We start from the raw sequence: 18322 nt of genomic DNA, 5'->3' as shown, positions 1-18322 counted from the left end.
GCAGCGGGCTCAGGCCTTGGCGCTGTCCAGTTCGAGCGCGACGATGTCCTCGTCCGGCACCTCGAGCGCCTCGTTGAAGCGCTTGAAGAAGCTGCACAGGGCGATGCGGATCGTCAGCTCGACCACTTGCTCCTCGGTGTAGAAGTGGCGCAGCCGGGCGTGGAATTCGTCGGTGACGCGGTTGGGCGTGAGCGTGACCAGCATGGCGTAGTCGCGCACCAGCAGGTCCTGCTCGTCCAGGCCAGGCACGTCGGGCTCGAGCAGTTTGTCGATGGCCTCCTGGCCGATGCCTTGCGAAGCCAGCTTGGGCGTGTGCAGGCTCACGCAGTAGTGGCAGGCGTGCGCCTTGGACGCGGTGAGCAGGGCGATCTCCAAGTGGCGCGGCGATATCAGGCCGTCTTCCCTGGATTGCACCAGGTAGGAAAACAGGTGCTTGAGCGCCGGACCCCGACGGGCGAAGGCGTTGAGCATGTTGCTGTAGGGACCGTACTTGTCCAGCAGGTGCGCGAGTGTGGTGGCGGTATCGGGATCGAGGGTGGCCTGATCCAGGGGGGCAAGGCGGGACAAAGGAAATTCCAGGTAGCACCGGCGCGGGCGTGGCGCACCGCACGGTAAAAATGAGAGCCTCGAGGGCTCCCGCTACGCTGCGGACGCAGCAAAGGTGTCCATTTTAGGAATCCCATCTGCACCGGCCAACGAAACAAAAAAAATTAGCTCATATCTAAAATGATTAAACCTAAATTTTTTCCATGCCTCGCCGGCACGCCGGTCGGCGCCGAGCAAGCACACGCGCGCCGTGACGGGCCCCCGAAGCTGGGTCACCCAGCTTCGGGGGCGCAGTCCTGCAAAGGGCTGCTGTTCCCGCCCAAGCAGTAAAAATTACTGGATACTCAGCCCAACCCCGCCAGCGCTGTAAACCAGCGTTCCATTCACCCCATCCGGCAGTTCCACCTTGCCGAACGTCCCCTGCAGCGACGTCCCGGCAATCACCGGCACGACCTGTCCCGCCTGCGCGCCGTTCACGCCACGCACGCGCAGCACGCTGTTCGCGTCCAGCGTCACCAGGCCGGCCACTTGCAGCGCCGCGCCCTGGCCCGCGTCGAGCACGACGTCCAGTGTCGATGTGCCCGTCTGGACGTAGCTGTCACCGACGTTCACCGAGGCCTTGCCCGCGTCGAGCTTCAGCGTGCCCGCGCCGTTCAGGTACACCACGCCGGCGCCCAGGGCGCCCGGGTTCGTGGCCACCAGCGTGCCTGCGCTCACCACCGTGCCGCCGCTGAACGTGTTGCTGCCGCCCAGCGCCAGCGTGCCCGTGCCCAGCTTGGTCAGCTTGCCCTGGCCCGTGATGTCGTTGCGCCAGGCGTCCGAGGCGTGGAAGCCGCCCAGGTCCGCATCCATCGTGACCTCGACGTCGCCGTTGAACGCGCCATAGCCGTCCGCCGCGTCGAAGAAATTCAGGCGGCCGAAGCCTTCCTCGTCATCCAGCACCGGATAGCCGGAATCCAGCGCGGTGGTCTTCAGCACGATGCGGCGTTGCGCCGCGCTCAGGTAGGGCAGGCGGGTTTCAAGCAGCGTCTCGGCGCCTTCCGGCACCACGGCGGGCTGGCCTGCCTTGCTCAGGTCCTGGGGGAAACCGTAGGTCAGCACGCGGCGGTATTCCGCCTTGTTCCAGGCGTGGGTCGCGTAAGGGGTGTCGAAGGGGCCCGTGGCGTCCTTGCCCGCGTCGGACAGTGCGTAGGCCTGGAAGCCGGCATCCGTCGCGGCGGCCTCGTCGCCCGTCGTGGCCACGATGGCGGCGCGCAATGCCTGCTGTGCTTGCGCATAGGCGGCGTCACGCTCTTCCTGGGGGATGCGGTTGATCAGGTTCAGTGCCGCGATCTCGCCGTTCATGCGTCCACCCATCACGGCCAGCGCCGAGTGCATGCCAGCCACGATGCGGTTCTCGCCCAGCTCCACGCCGCGTGCCAGCATTTCCTGGAAGCGCTGCGGCACGAGATAGGCATAGGCATAGGCGCCGCGCACGCCTTCGGCGGTGTGGCCGCTGGGGAAGTCGCTGTCCTTGCGGATGTCGTTGTCGCTGGCCACGCCGGGCTGCTTGCGGGCGTTCTCCAGGCCTGGGGCCACCGTGATGGGCACCGGGCTCAGGCCGGCGTCGTTCCAGCGATAGGGGCGGGCGTATTTGTAGAAGTACTTGGTGGGGTTGGTCGAGGCCGTGCCATCGTTGGTGGCGCGCATCACGAAGTTCGTGACCAGGCCGAACGCGGCATTGCTGGCCACCGAGGCGGCCTTGTCATGGCTGGCGCCTTCGCCGACGTTGTACTTGTTGTCGTCAGGGGCGCTGCAGAACGGATAGCTGCCGACGTTGCCGTCGGGGCAGGTGCCGCCGGTGGGGACGGCGTCGATATACGACTCCTGCTTCGCCAGCGTGTGCCAGGCGGCAGCCAGGGGGCCCAAGCCGGTGCTGACGCTGTAGTTCTTGCCGCGCGCATCGTCCAGATAGGCGGCGAGCGCCTTGTCCGCATTGCGGTAGCCGCTGGCCGTCACCTTGCCCGAATACTCCAGATTGGCCTTGTGCAGCGCGGGGTTCAGGATCACGCCGTCCGTGCCGTCGCCGGGGATGCCCGACCAGATGGTCACCGGAATGGCGGGGCAGTGGAAGCTGTAGCCTTCCTTGGTCGTCACGCTGCTGGTGGGCAGCGGGCTTTGATAGGCATCCATGTAGGGCGTGACGGGTTTCCAGATCGCCAGAAAGCCTTTCAGCGGACGGATGCTGAGGTTGGTGTTTTCATCGGCATAGCACGAGTCGCCCGAGCCCGAGGGGTAGCCCGCGTTGTTCAGCGAGTAGCCGGTCACGGGGTCGATCACGTTCACGCCGCCGTTGGCCGCGCCCCGCTTGGAGCCGTCCACGAGGGCGTGGATGCGGCGCGTCGGCACGTCGGTGCGGCCGGCCGGAATGGTGGCGTCGGGCGCGTCCGCGGTGTCGAGGGTGCCCAGGCCGGCAGGCGCCTCGGGCACGACGATGGCGACAGGGTCTTGCGTCGCGTTGTCATCGTCATCGGAACTGCTGCCGCAGGCGGCGAGTGCGAGCAGCACGGCCAGCGAGACGGCGCGCAGGCCCAGTGCCGGCAGCGAGGTGGGGCGAAGGGCGGGGCAAGGCAGGGAGGGCATGAAATAGTTCGGCATAAACAGAAGGGCGCCCATTCTGCGGAACGCGCATGACTGTCGCGTGACATGCTCCTGTTCCAATGCTTAAAAAACGTTAAGCCTTCTCCCTAAGGGACTTCCCCAGCGTCCCCCGGCGCGCCGTGATCCCTGATGTATGATGACCCGGCCCCGGCCGCGCCAGCGCGTGTGCCGGGCCATGCAAGGCGCCGATTCCCAGCCGGATCGTCATAAGGCGCCTGCTCACAAGAACACCAGGAGACACGTCATCATGGCCGTCACTCGTCGTCAATTGCTCCAGGCCGCGGGCGCCGCCGGCGCCTTGGGGCTTGCTCCCTTTTCGGTCCATGCCAAGGCCGCCACCCGGAAAGTGCACATCGCCGTCGGCGGGAAGGCGCTGGTCTACTACCTGCCGCTGACCATCGCCGAGCAGCGCGGCTACTTCAAGGATGAAGGCCTGGACGTCACGATCTCGGACTTCGCGGGCGGCTCCAAGGCCCTGCAGGCCGTGGTGGGCGGCAGCGCCGACGTGGTGTCGGGCGCGTTCGAGCACACCCTGCACATGCAATCCAAGCGCCAGATGTACCGCGCCTTCGTGCTGCAGGGCCGCGCGCCCATGATCGGCTTCGGCGTGTCGAACAAGACGATGGCGAACTACAAGTCGCCCGCCGACCTGAAGGGCAAGAAGATCGGCGTGACCGCGCCCGGCTCGTCCACCAACATGCTGGTCAGCTTCTTCCTGGCGCAACACGGCCTGAAGGTGTCCGACGTCGCGATCATCGGCGTGGGCGCCGGCGCCGGCGCCGTGACCGCCATGCGCACCGGCCAGATCGATGCCATCTCGAACACCGACCCGGTGATCTCCATGCTGGAGGCGTCGGGTGAACTGCGCACCATCGCCGATACTCGCACGATGAAGGACACGCTGGCGATCTTCGGCGGCAACATGCCTGCCGGTTCGCTGTACGCGCCGCAATCGTGGCTGGACGCCAACCCCGAGTCGGCGCAGGCGCTGGCCAACGCCATCGTGCGTGCCGACAAGTGGATCCAGAAGGCGGGCGTCGACGAGGTCGCCAAGTCGGTGCCGGCCGCTTTCCTGCTGGGTGAGCCCGAGGTCTACAAGGCCGCCGTGCGCAAGAGCATGGACGGCCTGTCGCCCGACGGCCGCATCCCGCCCGATGGCGCCGCCACGGCCCTGAAGGCGCTGGCCGCCTACCTGCCCGACTTCCCGGCCGACAAGATCGACCCTGCGCTGGTGTGGACCAACCAGTTCACCGACGTGGCGAACAAGCGATACCCCGATGGTTGAAGCGGCACTTTCGCTCGAAGGCATTACCTGCACCTTCGTTTCACGCAGCACCCCGGGCCAGCGCTACACGGCCGTCCAGGACACGACGCTGGCCGTCGCCCCCGGGGAATTCGTCTCCGTCGTGGGGCCTACCGGTTGCGGCAAGTCCACCTTGCTCAACGTCGGCGCGGGCCTGCTCCCGCCGTCGTCGGGCACGGTCAAGGTCTTCGGCGAACCTCTGCGCGGCATCAATCGCCGCGCCGGCTACATGTTCCAGGGCGAAGCGCTCCTGCCCTGGCGTAGCGCGCTGGACAACGTCACGGCAGGCCTGGAGTTCGCCAACGTGCCGCGCGAGCAGGCACAGGAAGAGGGCAGGCTGTGGCTGAAGCGCGTGGGCCTGGGCGGCTTCGAGTCGCGCTATCCGCACCAGATGTCGGGCGGCATGCGCAAGCGCACCATGCTGGCGCAGACTCTGATCCGCGATCCGGACATCATCCTGATGGACGAGCCCTTCTCGGCGCTGGACATCCAGACGCGCCAGTTGATGGAGAACGAGGTCCTGGACCTGTGGATGACCAAGCGCCGCGCGGTGCTCTTCATCACGCATGACCTCGACGAGGCCATCGCGATGAGCGACCGCGTCGTGGTGCTGTCAGCCGGACCCGGCACGCATCCCATCGGCGAGTTCGCCATCGACCTGCCGCGTCCGCGCGACGTGGCGGAGGTGCGCACCGATCCTCGCTTCGTCGAGCTGCACGCGGCCATCTGGGGCGTGTTGCGCGAAGAAGTGCTCAAGGGCTACGCCCAGCAGAAACGGGCCTGACGCCATGTGGAAAAAAATCCAACCCGGCACGCCTGCCTTGCGGGCCGTTCAACTTCTCCTGCTGGCCGTCATCCTGATCGGCTGGCACGTCCTCACGCTCGATCCGGATATCGCCTTTTTCTTCGGCGAACCGCTGGTCGTGTGGTCGCGCATCTGGAACTGGTTCGTCGTCAACGGCGACATCTATCGCCACCTGGGGGTGACGCTGACCGAGACCGTCCTGGCCTTCGTCATCGGCACCGTCGCGGGCCTGGCGGTGGGCCTGTGGCTGGGCCTGTCGCGGATCGCCAGCGCCATTCTCGACCCCTACATCACCGCCGCCAATTCCATGCCGCGCGTCATCCTGGCGCCCATCTTCGGCATGTGGTTCGGCCTGGGCATCTGGTCGAAGGTCGCGCTGGCCGTGACGCTGGTGTTCTTCATCGTGTTCTTCAACGTCTACCAGGGCGTGCGTGAAGTCAGTCCCACCCTGCTCGACAACGCCCGCATGCTGGGCGCGGACCGCCGCCGCCTGCTGCGCTATGTCTACCTGCCCTCGGCCATGAGCTGGGTGTTCTCCAGCCTGCACACTTCGGTGGGCCTCGCCTTCGTGGGCGCGGTGGTGGGGGAGTACCTCGGTTCGGCCAGCGGCGTGGGCTACCTCATCCTGCAGGCCGAAGGCGCGCTGGACGTCAACACCGTTTTTGCCGGCATCCTGGTGCTGACGGTGTTCGCGCTGATCCTGGACGGCGTGGTCGGCATCGCCGAAAAACGGCTGATGCGGTGGCAGCCGAAATCGGGCGAAACCGAGAAGCTTTAGCAAGATTCACGCAAAGGAGAGATTCCGCATGGCCCGCATTGCCTACGCCAACCTGGACGACCCGCAAGCCAAGCCGCTGGTCGAGCGCATCATCGCCGAGCGCGGCAGCGTGCTGCACCTGTACCAGATGCTGCTGCACAGCCCGCCCGTCGCCTCGGGCTGGCTGAACTACCTGACCGCCATCCGCCAGCAAAGCTCGTTGCCGGGCGACCTGCGCGAGCTCGTCATCATGCGCGTGGCGGACCTGAATGGCGCGCCCTACGAGGCCGACCAGCACGCCCCCATCGCCCTGCGCGAAGGCGTGAGCCAGGCGCAACTGGACGCCCTGCAGAAATGGGAGGCGTCGGATCTGTTCGATGACCGCGCCCGCGCCGTGCTGGCCTATACCGACGCGATGACGCGCACGGTGCAGGTGCCCGCGCCCGTCTACGACGCGGTGCGCGCGCATTTCAGCGACCGCCACCTCATCGAACTGACCGCCACCATCGCGGCCTACAACATGGTGTCGCGTTTCCTGGAAGCCCTGCAGGTGCACAGCCACGACGATCCGAACGCCGGGCATTGAGCGCCGGCGGGAGGCGGGTGACGCCGGGCGCCCGCCTCCTTTCAGAATTTCCTTTGCTTTGAGATTTTCGATTTTTAATAACCAAAAGAAATAATCAAATCTCCATCCCGTCGTTCGTCCCGGGCCAGGGCGGCGTTACGCTGGCGGCTTCATTGTTCAGACTGCCCCTGGCGCGCCCATTCCCTTCATGAGTTCCACCGTCACCGCCACCCCCGCGACCGCGCAAGCGGGCTCGCCCCTTCCTCTCAACGTCAAGACGCTGTTTGTTTCGCTCGCCCTGATCGCCGTCGGCGCCTTGTACCTGGCCGACACGGTCAGCGGCCGCCAGGCAGCGCTCTGGATCGTCGGCGCCCTGCTGGGCGCGGTGCTGTACCACGCGTCTTTCGGTTTCACCCAGGCCTGGCGCGTGTTCGTGTCCGACCGCCAGGGGGCGGGCCTGCGCGCGCAGATGCTGATGCTGGCGCTGGGCGTGATGCTCTTCTTTCCCTTCCTGGCGCAGGGCACGCTGGCCGGCCAGGCCGTCAGCGGCTTCGTGTCGCCGCCGGGCGTGTCCGTGCTGCTGGGCGCCTTCATCTTCGGCATCGGCATGCAGTTGGGCGGCGGCTGCGCCTCCGGCACGCTGTTCGCGGTGGGCGGCGGCAGCACCCGCATGCTGGTCACGCTGTTCTTCTTCATCGTGGGCTCGGTGCTGGCCGCGCTGAACTTCGAATGGTGGAGCACGCTGCCCGCGCTGCAGCCTGTGTCGCTGGTGAAGGCCTGGGGCCTGTGGCCTGCCTTGCTGGCCAACCTGGCGGTGTTCGCTGCCATTGCCGGCCTGACCGTCGTGCTGGAAAAGCGTCGTCACGGCGGCCTGGTGTCGTCGGCGCGCGGCACCAAGAAGCCTGCCTCGCTGCTGCGCGGCCCGTGGCCGCTGGTCTGGGGGGCCGTGGCGCTGGTCGTGCTGAACTTCGCCACGCTGGCCCTGGCCGGCCGTCCCTGGGGCATCACCTCGGCGTTCGCGCTGTGGGGCTCCAAGGGCGCGGCGCTGCTGGGCGCGGAGCCCGCCACATGGGCCTTCTGGGCCAAGAATCCGGCGCCGCTGACCGCGCCGGTCAGCCAGGACATCACTTCGGTCATGGACATCGGCTTGATCCTGGGCGCGCTGGCCGCGACGGCCGCCGCGGGCAAGTTCGCGCCTGTCTGGCGCATTCCCGCCCGTTCGCTGGTGGCAGCCGCCGTGGGCGGCATCCTGCTCGGCTATGGCGCGCGCCTGGCTTTCGGCTGCAACATCGGCGCCTATTTCAGCGGCATCCTGTCGGGCAGCCTGCACGCCTGGCTGTGGCTGCCGGCGGCGTTCGCGGGCAGCGCCCTGGGGGTCTACCTGCGGCCGCTGTTTGGCATGGCCGTTGAAAAGACGCCCAAGCCGAGTGGCTGCTGACCACAGCCTGTTGCGGCAATCAGGAAGGCCCTCCAGCTGGAGGGCCTTCTGTTTTTCCGTTACCGCGACAACGGATCGCTCAGCCCCAGCACGAAGAAGCCTATCGTCGCAAGCAGGCCTGCCAACACGAGGTAATAGAGCGTGGGCCAGATCGTGCGGCGCAGGGTCGTGCCTTCCTGGCCCAGCATGCCCACGGTGGCGGCAGCCGCCACGACATTGTGGATGGCGATCATGTTGCCGGCCGCCGCGCCCACCGATTGCGCCGCAACCATCAGCGCTCCTGACAGGCCCAGGGTGGTGGCCACGCCGAACTGGAACTCGCTGAGCATCATGTTGCTCACGGTGTTGGACCCCGCGATGAACGCGCCCAGCGCGCCGATGACCGGCGCGATCATCGGGTAGACGCTGCCGACCAGCGAGGCCATGTATTCCGACATGGCGATGGGCATGCCGGGCAATCCCGCGCCGTTGTCCGCCGAGTTGATCAGGATGCGGACCATCGGCACGGTGAACAATAGCGTGACGCCCGCCGATACCAGCGTGGTGCTCGACTCCTTCACCGCGCGGCCCAACTGCTGCCCTCTCATGCCGTGCAGGAAATACGTGGCAATCACGACGATGGTCAGGATGCCGCCCGGCAGGAATAGCGGTTGGAAGTCCGCGGAAATGCCGGCTTCCCCCAGGATGTTGGTGAACGTCAGGGCGACCGATTTGAGCGCGGCGCCCAGCGGCGCAATCATGCGGGAGGCAACCAGCAGGACGCCCAGCAGCACGTAGGGCAGCCAGGCGCGCAACAGGCTGATCGGCTGGGTGGCGGCGGTTTCATCGAGCTTGATTGCGATGTTGCCCATCCAGCCTGCGGGCCAATCCTTGGGGTCGGCGAAATCCCAGGTGTTGCGTGGCGTCAGGAAGCGCTTGTGGGCGGCGATGGTGACGATGGCCAAGCCGGTCAGGCCACCCAGCAGGGAGGGAAACTCGGGGCCCAGGAAAACGCCGGCCAGCATGGAGGGCACGGCGAAGGCAACGCCCGTGAACAGCGCGAAAGGCAGGATCTCCAGCGCGGGCTTCCAGCTTTTTTCCTTGCCGAACAGGCGCGTCAGCATCACCATCAGCACGAAAGGCATGGTCAGGCCGATGAGGCCGTGGATGATGACGACCTCGCTGGTGATCAGTTGCAGCATGGCTGGCCACGAAGAGCCCGCCGCTTCCAGTTGCGGGCGCAGCTCGGCCACGTTCAGCCCGCTACTGACGCCGACCAGGATCGGTGTGCCGACCGCGCCGAAGGACACCGGGGTGCTCTGCACCAGCAACCCCAGCATGACGGCGGCCAGGGCGGGAAAGCCCAGCAGCACCAGCAGTGGCGCCACCACGGCGGCAGGCGTGCCGAAGCCCGAGGCGCCTTCGATGAAGCAGCCGAAAGTCCAGGCGATGATCAGCGCCTGCACGCGCCGGTCAGGGCTGAGCGTCGTGAAGCCTTTGCGGATGGCGGCCACGCCGCCCGAATGCTTCAGCGTATTGAGCAGCAGGATGGCGCCGAAGATGATCCACAACAGGCCGACCGTCGTGATCAGGCCCTGCAGGGTGGAGGCCAGCACCCGGTTGAAGCTCATGTCCCAGACCAGCAGCGCCACGGCTGCGGCCAGCAGGTAGACGGCTGGCATGGCGTGCTTGGCCGATATTCGGAAGCCGATCAGCAGGATCGCCGCAAGCAGGATGGGGGAAAAAGCAAATAGGGCGAGCAGTCCGGGGCCGAACATGGGGATGTTTCCTCCTGTCTTGTCTGCGGGATCGCGGGTTTTCTGCGCAGAGTCTAGGTAAGGAGGGCGGGCATCCGTGATTGGGTTAACCCTAGGCGCGCCAGGCCGTCAGGCTTTCAGGGGCGAGCCTTGTTTCAATGTGCCTTAATGCCGGCGTGGCTTTCAGCAAAATGTAAGTGGCTGGACGCGGTTGTGTTTTTTTGGGTAACGAAGCCCCGCATTTCCGGTGTCCAGGCCTTGTTGGCGGCAGGCAGGCGGGCATGCCGGCCGCCCGTGCGGCGCCGCCAGGCGGTGGCTGCACGGGGTTGTCGTCGCGGCTTCAGCCGCGCGCCGCCTGCTCGATCAGTGCATCCAGCTTCACGGCATCCGCCGAGAACAGGCGGATGCCTTCCGCCAGTTTCTCGGTTGCCATCGCGTCGTCGTTCAGGCGGGTGCGGAAGCTGATCTCGTCGGCCGGCACGCGTTCGGCGCCGCTGGCCTTGGCTTTCTCGACCGTCAGTGCCGGCGCCAGCTCGCCGTCGGTCTCGCTCAGCCTGGCCAGCAGGTCGGGGCTGATGGTGAGCAGGTCGCAGCCCGCCAGGGCCTGGATCTGTCCGACGTTGCGGAAGCTCGCGCCCATGATCTCGGTGGCGATGCCGAATTTCTTGTAGTACTCGTAGATGGCCGTGACCGAGCGCACGCCGGGGTCTTGGGCGCCCGACTGCGCGGCCTCGTCCCACTGGGCGCCGGCCGATTTCTTGTGCCAGTCGTAGATGCGGCCCACGAAGGGCGAGATCAACTGCACGCCGGCGTCGGCGCAGGCCACGGCCTGCGGCAACGAGAACAGCAGCGTCATGTTGCAACGGATGCCTTCGGCCTGCAGCACGCGCGCGGCCTGGATCCCCTCCCAGGTCGAGGCGATCTTGATCAGCACGCGCTCGCGCGCGATGCCGGCTTCGGCGTACAGCGCGATCAGGCGACGGGCCCGTTCAACGCTGGCGCGCGTGTCGAAGGAGAGGCGGGCATCGACCTCGGTGGAGACCCGGCCGGGCACCAGCTTCAGGATTTCGGTGCCGAAGGCCACCAGCAGGTGGTCCAGCAGTTCGGCGGTGGGCGCGCCGGCGTGGTCGCGCGCCACGCGGTCCAGCAAGGGCCGGTAGGCGGGCTGTTGCACGGCCTTCAGGATCAGGCTGGGATTGGTCGTGGCGTCCGTGGGACGGTGCAGCGCGATGGCCTCCAGGTCGCCGGTGTCGGCAACGACGGTCGTGGCGCTACGCAGGGCGTCAAGCAATCGGGTCATGGCGGAAGAGGGTCCTGTTGTGAGAGGAAAATCTAGCCATCACGCCCGCGATCACAGGTGGGCGTGACAGGGAAATGTCGGTTCGATCCCTTGTCAGGTCATTGGACCCAATTCTGCAAGGGTAAACCAGGCACGCGTGAAAATTCGCGCGTATTGTTGGTGACGAGTACACACCCCTCTGCCAACGCATGAGCGGCAATCCACAGGTCGTTGGCGCCGATCGGCTTTCCCTGTGACTTGAACATGGCGCCCAGCCTCGCATGGTGCAGGCACATGTCGTGGCTGGTTTCGTAGAGTACCGGTATGTGCTGCGCCAATTTATGGAGTTGCTTGCGCACTGTGTCCGCGCGCGTGCTGCGTTCTGCGCCTTTCAGCAGTTCGGCCCAACTGACGAACGACATATGGAGCGCGTCATCCAGCGCCAGTTGGGCAATGCGTTCCGCGACGGAGGGAGGCCTGTGCTTGATCAGGTAGATCAGGATGTTGGTGTCCAGCAGATAGCGCATCAAAAGGCTTCCCGCTCCTGGTCCGGCTCGGGTTGCGCGCGATTGCCTTCCAGTTCGGCGATGAATGCGCGCTGCGTGGCGTCATCGAGTTCGCCGAAGCCCTGCAGCGCCGCCTGGATGGCGGCAGCGCGATCAGCGGGCGCATCGGGGAGTGGATGCAGCAGCAGGTCGCCGTTTTCCTTGCGTGTGATGCTCACGCGTTGGGCATCCAATCTGAAGGCAAGAGGGATGCGGACAGCCTGGCTGTTGCCGTTGTTGAAGATGCGGCTTGTGAGCGTGGTGGGCATGGGAAATCCTGTGTGTACAATTCGGTGTGTATTTTAGTGTTGCGCACCGTGTCGGACAAGGGCCAGTGTGATGCTTTCAGCCGCGCCAAGCCGACATTTCAGGCCGCGACATCCGGGCAGGGTATAATTCCAAGGTTTGCTTACTGATACTGAAACCGGGGTTTACTGTGCTGCCGTCACTTTTTCCCGAGGGAGCCAGCCGGCTTCCTCCTGCAATCCTAGCTCTGGCGGACGGTACCATTTTCCGGGGCGTGTCGATCGGCGCGGCGGGTCATACCGTCGCGGAAGTGGTGTTCAACACCTCCATGACCGGCTACCAGGAAATTCTTACTGACCCTAGCTATAGCGGTCAGATCGTCACGCTCACCTATCCCCACATCGGCAATACCGGCATCAACGACGAAGACGTCGAAGCGCGCCGCGTGTTCGCCTCCGGCCTGGTCGTGCGCGACTGTCCGGCCCGCCTGTCCAACTTCCGCTCCACCCAGTCGCTGCCCGATTACCTGGCCGCGCAGGGCGTGGTGGCCATTTCCGGCATCGACACCCGCAAGCTCACCCGCATCCTGCGTGACAAGGGCGCCCAGGGCGCGTGCATCCTGGTGGGCGAGGACGTCGAGCGCGCCGTGGAACTGGCGCGCGGCTTCCCCGGCATGGCCGGCCAGGACCTGGCCCGCACCGTGTCGGTCACCGAGCAGGGCGAATGGAACCAGGGCACCTGGCAACTGGGCAAGGGCTACACCTCGCCCACGCAGTCGCGTTTCCACGTGGTCGCCTATGACTTCGGCGTGAAGAGCAACATCCTGCGCCTCCTGGCCGACCGTGGCTGCCGCATCACGCTGGTGCCGGCGCAGACGTCCGCCGAAGAGGTCTACAAACTGAATCCGGACGGCGTCTTCCTGGCCAACGGCCCTGGCGACCCCGAGCCTTGCGACTACGCCGTGGCCGCCGCCCGCAACTTCCTCGAGCGCAGGCTGCCTCTCTTCGGCATCTGCCTGGGTCACCAGATCCTGGGCCTGGCCGTCGGCGGCAAGACCGTCAAGATGAAGACCGGCCACCATGGCGCGAACCATCCGGTGCAAGACGTGCAGTCGCGCCGCGTGTTCATCACGAGCCAGAACCACGGCTTCGCGGTGGACGCCGCCAGCCTGCCGGCGCATGCCCGCGTCACCCACGTTTCACTGTTCGACGGCACCCTGCAGGGCTTCGAGCTGACCGACCGCCCGGCCTTCTGCTTCCAGGGCCACCCGGAAGCCAGCCCCGGTCCGCACGACATCATCGAGCTGTTCGACAAGTTCATCAGCCTGATGAATGAAAAGAAATAAAGAGTCCCCATGCCCAAGCGTACAGACCTAAAAAGCATCCTCATCATCGGCGCAGGCCCCATCATCATCGGGCAGGCGTGTGAATTCGACTACTCCGGCGCGCAGGCCTGCAAGGCCCTGAAGGCCGAGGGCTACCGCACCATCCTGGTCAACAGCAATCCGGCCACGATCATGACCGATCCGGAGACGGCCGATGTCACGTACATCGAGCCGATCACCTGGCAGGCGGTGGAGCGCATCATCGAGCGCGAGAAGCCCGATGCGCTGCTGCCCACCATGGGCGGCCAGACCGCGCTGAACTGCGCGCTGGACCTGGCCCGCCACGGCGTGCTGGACAAGCACGGCGTCGAGCTCATCGGCGCCAACGAGCACGCCATCGAGAAGGCGGAAGACCGCCAGAAGTTCAAGCAGGCCATGACCGCCATCGGCCTGGAGTCCGCCAAGTCGGGCGTGGCCCACAGCATGGACGAGGCCTGGGACGTCCAGAAGCGCATCGCCGCCGAAACCGGCACCTCGGGCTTCCCCGCGGTCATCCGCCCCAGCTTCACGATGGGCGGTTCGGGCGGCGGCATCGCCTACAACGCCGAAGAGTTCGAAACCATCTGCCGCCGCGGCCTGGAAGCCTCGCCCACCAACGAGCTGCTGATCGAAGAGTCGCTGCTGGGCTGGAAAGAGTTCGAGATGGAAGTCGTGCGCGACCGCGCCGACAACTGCATCATCGTCTGCTCGATCGAGAACCTCGACCCCATGGGCGTGCACACCGGTGACTCCATCACGGTCGCGCCGGCGCAGACGCTGACGGACAAGGAATACCAGATCATGCGCAACGCATCCATTGCGGTGCTGCGCGAGATCGGCGTGGATACGGGCGGCTCCAACGTGCAGTTCGCCGTGAACCCGCACAACGGCCGCATGATCGTCATCGAGATGAACCCGCGCGTGTCGCGTTCGTCGGCGCTGGCCTCCAAGGCCACCGGCTTCCCCATCGCCAAGGTTGCCGCGCGCCTGGCCGTGGGCTACACGCTGGATGAACTGCAGAACGAGATCACGGGCGGTGCGACGCCTGCCTCGTTCGAGCCTTCCATCGACTACGTGGTCACCAAGGTGCCGCGTTTCGCCTTCGAGAAATTCCCCACCGCCGACGCGCGCCTGACCACCCAGATGAAGTCCGTGGGCGAGGTCATGGCCATCGGCCGCACCTTCCAGGAGTCCTTCCAGAAGGCCCTGCGCGGCCTGGAAGTGGGCGTGGACGGCCTGAACCAGAAGACCACCGACCGCGAAAAGCTGCAGGTCGAGCTGGGCGAACCCGGCCCCGAGCGCATCTGGTATGTGGGCGACGCCTTCGCCCAGGGCTTCTCGCTGGACGAGGTGCACGCCCTCACCCGCATAGACCCCTGGTTCCTGTCGCAGATCAAGGAGATCGTCGACATCGAGCTGGCGCTGGAACAGAAGACGCTGGCCGACCTCGACCGCGACACCCTGTGGCACCTGAAGCGCCGCGGCTTCTCCGATCGCCGCCTGGCCTTCCTGCTGGACACGGCCGAAAGCGAAGTCCGCAAGCTGCGTCACCAGTTCAACGTGCGTCCGGTCTACAAGCGCGTCGACACCTGCGCCGCCGAGTTCGCCACGCGCACCGCCTACATGTACTCGACCTACGAGGAAGAGTGCGAGGCCGCGCCCACCGACCGCAAGAAGATCGTGGTGCTGGGCGGCGGACCGAACCGCATCGGCCAGGGCATCGAGTTCGACTACTGCTGCGTGCACGCGGCCCTCGCCCTGCGCGAGGACGGGTACGAGACCATCATGGTCAACTGCAACCCGGAAACCGTCTCGACCGACTACGACACGTCCGACCGCCTGTACTTCGAGCCGCTCACGCTGGAAGACGTGCTGGAGATCGTGCACAAGGAAAACCCCGTCGGCATGATCGTGCAGTACGGCGGCCAGACGCCGCTCAAGCTCGCGCGCGCCCTGGAGGCCAACGGCGTGCCCATCATCGGCACGAGCCCCGAGTCGATCGACGTGGCCGAAGACCGCGAGCGCTTCCAGAAGCTGCTGAACAAGCTGGGCCTGCGCCAGCCGCCCAACCGCACCGCCCGCACCGAGGCAGACGCCCTGGCGCACGCCGCGGACATCGGCTATCCCCTGGTCGTGCGTCCCAGCTACGTGCTGGGCGGCCGGGCCATGGAGATCGTCCACGAGCAGCAGGATCTCGAGCGCTACATGCGCGAAGCCGTGAAGGTCAGCAATGACTCGCCCGTGCTGCTGGACCGCTTCCTGAACGATGCCACTGAAGTGGACGTCGACTGCCTGGCCGACGGCGAGACCGTCTTCGTCGGCGGCGTCATGGAGCACATCGAGCAGGCCGGCGTGCACTCGGGCGACTCCGCCTGCAGCCTGCCGCCTTACTCGCTGTCGGCCGAGATCATCGCCGAGATCAAGCGCCAGACCGCCATGATGGCGCGTGCATTGAACGTCACCGGCCTGATGAACGTGCAGTTCGCCATCCAGAACAACGACGTCTATGTGCTGGAAGTGAACCCGCGCGCCTCGCGCACGGTGCCCTACGTGTCCAAGGCCACCGGCCTGCAGCTGGCAAAGATCGCTGCGCGCGCCATGGCCGGCAAGACCCTGGCCGCGCAGGGTGTCACGACCGAGGTCGTGCCGCCTTACTTCTCGGTCAAGGAAGCGGTGTTCCCCTTCGTCAAGTTCCCGGGCGTGGACACCATCCTTGGCCCGGAAATGAAGTCGACCGGCGAAGTGATGGGCGTGGGCATGAGCTTCGGCGAAGCCTTCGTGAAGTCGCAGCTGGCTGCCAGCGTGCGCCTGCCCGAGTCCGGCACTGCCTTCATCAGCGTGAAGAACCAGGACAAGCCGCGCGCCGTGGAAGTCGCGCGTGGCCTGCACACCCTGGGCTTCAAGCTGGTCGCCACGCGTGGCACGGCCGCCGAGATCGAGGCCGCCGGCATTCCGGTGCAGGTGGTCAACAAGGTGACCGAAGGCCGTCCGCACATCGTCGACATGGTCAAGAACGGCGAGATCTCGCTGGTGATCAACACGGTCGAAGAGCGCCGCAACGCCATCGTCGATTCGCGCACGATCCGCACGCAGGCGCTGGCCAACCGCGTCACGTTCTTCACGACCATCGCCGGCGCGCGCGCTGCCGTCGAAGGCATGCAGTACCTGCGTCAGGGGCTGGGTCTCCAGGTCTACCCCCTGCAGGAGTTGCACGCATCGCTGGCCAAGCAGGACGCCTGACGCAGGCAGGTAGTAGCATGAAGCATTGAGCGGACCAGGCCGCCGCGCACCGCGGCGGCCTCCCGTGACGACCCGGGCAGGGGGCGAGCATGAAATGGTTTGTCCTGGCTTTATTCATCGTCTGTGCCACCGTGGTGCACTATCGTGGCCGGGTGCGCCATCGCTTCATGCGGCAGGCGCTGGACCATTCCACCTTCACCGCTCCCATCAACTGTTTCATGTACGCGTTCTCGCGCGTCCCGAACCAGCCCTACGTCGATCTCAATCAGTTTCCGCAACTGGCCGTGCTGCACCAGCACTGGCACGAGATCCGCGCCGAGGCCGAGCAGTTGTTCGGCGAAGGCCACATCAAGGCAGCCGGCGCCTATAACGACGCGGGGTTCAATTCCTTCTTCAAGAGCGGCTGGAAGCGTTTCTACCTGAAGTGGTATGACACCGACCACCCGTCGGCGCGCGCGCGCTGTCCGGTCACCACGTCGCTGCTGGCTGGCATCCCCAGTATCAAGGGCGCCATGTTCGCGGCGCTGCCGCCAGGCAGCAAGCTGCCCCGGCATCGCGATCCTTACGCGGGCTCCTTGCGTTTCCACATGGGGCTCATCACGCCCAACAGCCCCGACTGCTACATCGAGGTCGATGGCCAGCGCTACCACTGGCGCGACGGCGAGGCGGTCGTCTTCGACGAGACCTTCATCCACTACGCCGAAAACCGCACGGACCAGAACCGGATCATCCTGTTCGCCGACATCGAGCGGCCCTTGCGCTACCGCTGGGCCGATGCGGTGAATCGCTTCTTCGCCTACGTCCTGCTGCGCTCGGCCACCTCGCCGAACCAGGCAGGCGACCGCACCGGCGGCATCAACCGGATATTCGGCACCGTCTATGCCGTGCGGCGCTTCGGCAAGCGCATCAAGGCCTACAGCAAGCCGCTGTACTACGTGCTCAAATGGGCACTGGTGCTGGGCATCTTTGCGCTGATTTTCTTCTAGACCCCGTCCCGCCGGTTGGCCCTTCCGGCGAGCCTGTTGCGTATCTTTCCATGAGTCTGAATGTCTTCATCACGGGCGCCAGCAGCGGCCTGGGCGAGGCGCTGGCGCGCCGCTACGCCGCGCAGGGCGCCACCCTGGGCCTTGTCGCGCGGCGCGGCGAGGTCTTGCGCACGCTGGCTGACAGCCTGCCCGGCACGCATGCCTGCTACGCGCTGGATGTGCGCGACCGCGCCGCGCTGCACGGCGCGGCCGCCGATTTCCTGGCGCGTTGCGCGGGCAGGGTGGACGTGGTGGTCGCCAGCGCGGGCATCAGCGCCGGCACCCTGTCCGAGCACACCGAAGACTTCGCGGTGTTCCAGGCCATCCTGAACACCAACCTGATGGCGACCGTCGCCACCTTCGAACCTTTCGTGGCGCCCATGCGCGCGCGCGGCCAGGGCAGGCTGGTGGGCATCGGCAGCGTGGCCGGCGTGCGAGGCCTGCCGGGCGCAGGCGCCTACAGCGCGTCCAAGGCGGCGGTTGCCACATACTGCGAGAGCCTGCGCGTGGAGCTGGCGCCGGCAGGCGTGAAGGTGGTGACCATCGCCCCGGGCTACATCCGCACGCCGATGACGGCGGCGAATCCGTACCGCATGCCTTTCCTGATGGACGCAGCTGCCTTCGCCGAGCGCGGAGAGGCAGCCATTGCGCGGGGCGTGCGCTATACGGTGATTCCCTGGCAGATGGGGATGGTTGCCCGGCTGATGAGGGTGTTGCCGGATTGGGTGTATGACCGGGCCGCAAAGGACGCACCGAGGAAGCCGCGGAAGGGGGGAGGTTGAGGGGCGCTGCCGCTGGGTTGACGGCTTGTGCACCGCTAGGTTTTGACGGCTA

15 protein-coding genes are annotated in these 18322 nt (G+C 66.3%); 9 read left to right on the top strand and 6 right to left on the bottom strand.

Going from position 1 to position 18322, the window contains the following annotated elements:
* Nucleotides 1–9 precede the first annotated feature (9 nt).
* Both ODI_RS16235 and ODI_RS16230 read right to left on the bottom strand, forming a co-directional pair.
* Nucleotides 10–567 (bottom strand): carboxymuconolactone decarboxylase family protein, encoded by a 558-nt coding sequence (locus tag ODI_RS16235; RefSeq protein ID WP_067752116.1) that lies wholly within the window; start codon nt 565–567, stop codon nt 10–12.
* 312 nt (nt 568–879) lie between these two features.
* A complete protein-coding gene (locus tag ODI_RS16230; protein ID WP_082985251.1) occupies nt 880–3168 on the bottom strand; it encodes a phosphatase PAP2 family protein in 2289 nt (762 codons plus the stop codon).
* 265 nt (nt 3169–3433) lie between these two features.
* Here ODI_RS16230 and ODI_RS16225 point away from each other — a divergent pair, with 265 nt between their 5' ends.
* The 5 genes from ODI_RS16225 to ODI_RS16205 all read left to right on the top strand — a co-directional run bounded on the left by ODI_RS16225 (nt 3434) and on the right by ODI_RS16205 (nt 8054).
* Nucleotides 3434–4471, top strand: coding sequence for an ABC transporter substrate-binding protein (locus ODI_RS16225; RefSeq protein WP_067752113.1), 1038 nt, complete (start codon nt 3434–3436; stop codon nt 4469–4471).
* On the top strand, nt 4464–5273 hold the full coding sequence (locus ODI_RS16220) for an ABC transporter ATP-binding protein (protein ID WP_067752110.1): 810 nt from the start codon (nt 4464–4466) through the stop codon (nt 5271–5273). The genes ODI_RS16225 and ODI_RS16220 overlap by 8 nt, the downstream gene beginning before the upstream one ends.
* A 4-nt stretch (nt 5274–5277) precedes the next feature.
* Nucleotides 5278–6072, top strand: coding sequence for an ABC transporter permease (locus ODI_RS16215; protein ID WP_067752107.1), 795 nt, complete (start codon nt 5278–5280; stop codon nt 6070–6072).
* 28 nt (nt 6073–6100) lie between these two features.
* Entirely contained in the window at nt 6101–6637 is a 537-nt protein-coding gene (locus ODI_RS16210) for a carboxymuconolactone decarboxylase family protein (RefSeq protein WP_067752104.1), read from the top strand.
* Between the two features lie 187 nt (nt 6638–6824).
* Nucleotides 6825–8054 carry a YeeE/YedE family protein gene (locus tag ODI_RS16205; protein ID WP_067752102.1) on the top strand — a complete coding sequence of 410 codons (1230 nt, stop codon included), beginning with the start codon at nt 6825–6827 and terminating at the stop codon, nt 8052–8054.
* A 59-nt stretch (nt 8055–8113) separates the two neighbouring features.
* Here the strand turns inward: ODI_RS16205 and ODI_RS16200 are convergent, their stop codons facing one another.
* From ODI_RS16200 to ODI_RS16185, 4 genes are all read right to left on the bottom strand, one after another.
* Entirely contained in the window at nt 8114–9811 is a 1698-nt protein-coding gene (locus ODI_RS16200; protein WP_067752099.1) for an L-lactate permease, read from the bottom strand.
* 319 nt (nt 9812–10130) lie between these two features.
* Nucleotides 10131–11090: a transaldolase gene (gene tal, locus ODI_RS16195; RefSeq protein ID WP_067752096.1), complete on the bottom strand. Its 960-nt coding sequence runs from the start codon at nt 11088–11090 to the stop codon at nt 10131–10133.
* A 98-nt stretch (nt 11091–11188) separates the two neighbouring features.
* Nucleotides 11189–11596, bottom strand: coding sequence for a type II toxin-antitoxin system VapC family toxin (locus ODI_RS16190; RefSeq protein WP_067752093.1), 408 nt, complete (start codon nt 11594–11596; stop codon nt 11189–11191).
* A complete protein-coding gene (locus tag ODI_RS16185) occupies nt 11596–11883 on the bottom strand; it encodes an antitoxin (RefSeq protein ID WP_067752091.1) in 288 nt (95 codons plus the stop codon). Before ODI_RS16185 ends, ODI_RS16190 begins: the two co-directional genes overlap by 1 nt.
* Nucleotides 11884–12050: 167 nt before the next feature.
* Between ODI_RS16185 and carA the strand changes: the two genes are divergently transcribed.
* The 4 genes from carA to ODI_RS16165 all read left to right on the top strand — a co-directional run bounded on the left by carA (nt 12051) and on the right by ODI_RS16165 (nt 18270).
* The gene (gene carA / locus ODI_RS16180) at nt 12051–13205 is read left to right on the top strand and encodes a glutamine-hydrolyzing carbamoyl-phosphate synthase small subunit (protein WP_067752088.1); all 1155 of its coding nucleotides are present in this window, start codon (nt 12051–12053) and stop codon (nt 13203–13205) included.
* A gap of 9 nt (nt 13206–13214) precedes the next feature.
* Nucleotides 13215–16463 (top strand): carbamoyl-phosphate synthase large subunit, encoded by a 3249-nt coding sequence (carB, locus tag ODI_RS16175; RefSeq protein WP_067752085.1) that lies wholly within the window; start codon nt 13215–13217, stop codon nt 16461–16463.
* A gap of 89 nt (nt 16464–16552) precedes the next feature.
* Nucleotides 16553–17449, top strand: coding sequence for a lipid A hydroxylase LpxO (lpxO, locus tag ODI_RS16170; RefSeq protein ID WP_067752079.1), 897 nt, complete (start codon nt 16553–16555; stop codon nt 17447–17449).
* A 50-nt stretch (nt 17450–17499) separates the two neighbouring features.
* Complete coding sequence (locus ODI_RS16165) at nt 17500–18270, top strand: SDR family oxidoreductase (protein WP_067752077.1); 771 nt, start codon at nt 17500–17502, stop codon at nt 18268–18270.
* The last annotated feature ends 52 nt before the right edge of the window (nt 18271–18322 follow it).

The organism is Orrella dioscoreae (assembly GCF_900089455.2).
Classification (GTDB): Bacteria; Pseudomonadota; Gammaproteobacteria; order Burkholderiales; family Burkholderiaceae_B; genus Orrella; species Orrella dioscoreae.
This window is presented reverse-complemented; position numbering and strand designations above follow the sequence as displayed.

What these genes read in the sequence shown, in the direction of transcription:
- ODI_RS16230 (WP_082985251.1), bottom strand. Translation starts at nt 3,168, where the DNA reads ATGCCCTCCCTGCCTTGCCCCGCCCTTCGCCCCACCTCGCTGCCGGCA.
- ODI_RS16225 (WP_067752113.1), top strand. Translation starts at nt 3,434, where the DNA reads ATGGCCGTCACTCGTCGTCAATTGCTCCAGGCCGCGGGCGCCGCCGGC.
- ODI_RS16220 (WP_067752110.1), top strand. Translation starts at nt 4,464, where the DNA reads ATGGTTGAAGCGGCACTTTCGCTCGAAGGCATTACCTGCACCTTCGTT.
- ODI_RS16215 (WP_067752107.1), top strand. Translation starts at nt 5,278, where the DNA reads ATGTGGAAAAAAATCCAACCCGGCACGCCTGCCTTGCGGGCCGTTCAA.
- ODI_RS16210 (WP_067752104.1), top strand. Translation starts at nt 6,101, where the DNA reads ATGGCCCGCATTGCCTACGCCAACCTGGACGACCCGCAAGCCAAGCCG.
- ODI_RS16205 (WP_067752102.1), top strand. Translation starts at nt 6,825, where the DNA reads ATGAGTTCCACCGTCACCGCCACCCCCGCGACCGCGCAAGCGGGCTCG.
- ODI_RS16200 (WP_067752099.1), bottom strand. Translation starts at nt 9,811, where the DNA reads ATGTTCGGCCCCGGACTGCTCGCCCTATTTGCTTTTTCCCCCATCCTG.
- tal (WP_067752096.1), bottom strand. Translation starts at nt 11,090, where the DNA reads ATGACCCGATTGCTTGACGCCCTGCGTAGCGCCACGACCGTCGTTGCC.
- ODI_RS16190 (WP_067752093.1), bottom strand. Translation starts at nt 11,596, where the DNA reads ATGCGCTATCTGCTGGACACCAACATCCTGATCTACCTGATCAAGCAC.
- ODI_RS16185 (WP_067752091.1), bottom strand. Translation starts at nt 11,883, where the DNA reads ATGCCCACCACGCTCACAAGCCGCATCTTCAACAACGGCAACAGCCAG.
- carB (WP_067752085.1), top strand. Translation starts at nt 13,215, where the DNA reads ATGCCCAAGCGTACAGACCTAAAAAGCATCCTCATCATCGGCGCAGGC.
- lpxO (WP_067752079.1), top strand. Translation starts at nt 16,553, where the DNA reads ATGAAATGGTTTGTCCTGGCTTTATTCATCGTCTGTGCCACCGTGGTG.
- ODI_RS16165 (WP_067752077.1), top strand. Translation starts at nt 17,500, where the DNA reads ATGAGTCTGAATGTCTTCATCACGGGCGCCAGCAGCGGCCTGGGCGAG.